The organism is Shewanella sp. SG41-4, from assembly GCF_014164505.1.
Classification (GTDB): Bacteria; Pseudomonadota; Gammaproteobacteria; order Enterobacterales; family Shewanellaceae; genus Shewanella.
Genome location: NZ_JACJFI010000531.1, coordinates 1 through 1,745 on the forward strand (window position 1 = coordinate 1; position 1,745 = coordinate 1,745).

At 42.7% G+C, this 1,745-nt stretch carries 2 protein-coding genes; both read right to left on the reverse strand.

Annotated features, from left to right (window positions below):
• Window positions 1-342: cbb3-type cytochrome c oxidase subunit II (locus H5202_RS21925; protein WP_182773900.1), on the reverse strand; the 342-nt coding region annotated here is incomplete at its 3' end.
• Window positions 343-354: 12 nt separating this feature from the next.
• Window positions 355-1,745 (reverse strand): cytochrome-c oxidase, cbb3-type subunit I (ccoN, locus tag H5202_RS21930; RefSeq protein WP_182773901.1); only part of this gene is annotated, 1,391 nt, incomplete at its 5' end.

Below are 1,745 nucleotides of genomic sequence, written 5' to 3' on the forward strand. Positions count from 1 at the left end.
GCCAACACGTGCTAAATCAGGACCAGTACGCTTAGAACCCCATTGGAAAGGATGGTCCCAAACAGACTCGCCAGCAACAGAATAATGACCATAACGTTCTGTTTCAGCACGTAAAGGACGGATCATTTGGCTGTGACAGTTGTAACAACCTTCACGAACATAAATGTCACGACCTTCAATCTGTAAAGCAGTATAAGGAATAAGACCTTCAACAGCTTCGGTAGTGTCTTTCTGAAATATCAGTGGAGTAATCTGCACCAAACCACCAAAACTAATGGCGATGACAGTGAAGATAGCAAGCAGACCGACATTCTTTTCAATTAATTCATGATTAAATTTCATCGAATCTGCTCCTTAAGCTTCTGCAATAGCAGGTAATGAATCTTTAGACGCTTTAACGGTTTTGATAACGTTATAGGCCATAATAAACATACCGGTTAAGAAGAAACAACCACCAATAAAGCGTACAAAGTAGAATGGGTACGAAGCTTCTAAACTCTCAACGAAACTATAAGTTAGAGTTCCATCAGAGTTAACCGCACGCCACATAAGACCTTGCATAACACCAGAAATCCACATACTCACGATATATAAAACAGTACCGATAGTCGCTAACCAGAAATGGACGTTAACCAGCTTCATGCTGTACATACGACCATGACCAAATAGCACTGGAATTAAGTGATATAAAGAACCAATAGACACCATTGCAACCCAGCCTAGCGCGCCAGAGTGAACGTGACCAATAGTCCAGTCAGTATAATGAGATAAAGCATTAACTGTTTTGATTGCCATCATTGGGCCTTCGAAGGTAGACATACCGTAGAAAGACAATGAAACAACTAAGAAACGTAATACAGGGTCTGTACGAAGCTTATGCCACGCACCAGACAGGGTCATAATACCGTTAATCATACCGCCCCAAGACGGTGCGAATAAGATTAATGACATTACCATGCCTAATGACTGAGTCCAGTCAGGAAGGGCAGTGTAATGTAAGTGGTGAGGACCGGCCCAAATGTATAATGCAATCAACGCCCAAAAATGGACAATTGATAAACGATATGAATACACTGGGCGACCAGCTTGCTTAGGCACGAAGTAATACATCATCCCTAAGAAACCAGCAGTAAGTAAGAAGCCTACCGCATTATGACCGTACCACCACTGAACCATCGCATCGACTGCACCGGAGTACAGAGAGTAAGACTTAAATAAGCTTACTGGTACCGCCATTGAGTTAACAATGTGAAGTACTGCAACAGTAATGATAAAGGCACCAAAGAACCAGTTTGCCACATAAATGTGGGACGTCGTTCGTTTAGCTATTGTGCCAAAGAATACAATTGCATAGCTAATCCAAATAATCGCAATCGCGATATCGATAGGCCATTCTAATTCTGCATATTCTTTGCCTTGGGTAATCCCCATTGGTAAAGTGATAGCAGCTGCAATAATAACGGCTTGCCAACCCCAGAACGTAAATGCGGCCAATTTGGGCGCAAATAGACGGATTTGACAAGTGCGTTGCACAACATAGTAGGATGTAGCGAAAAGAGCTGATGTTCCGAACGCGAATATCACTGCATTGGTGTGTAATGGTCGTAAACGACTATACGTTAACCAAGGAGTGTCGAAGTTCAGTTGTGGCCAGATTAACTGAGCCGCAATCAATACACCCACTGACATACCAACGATTCCCCACAAAACTGTGGTTAGTGCGAATTGGCGGACAATAGTGTAGT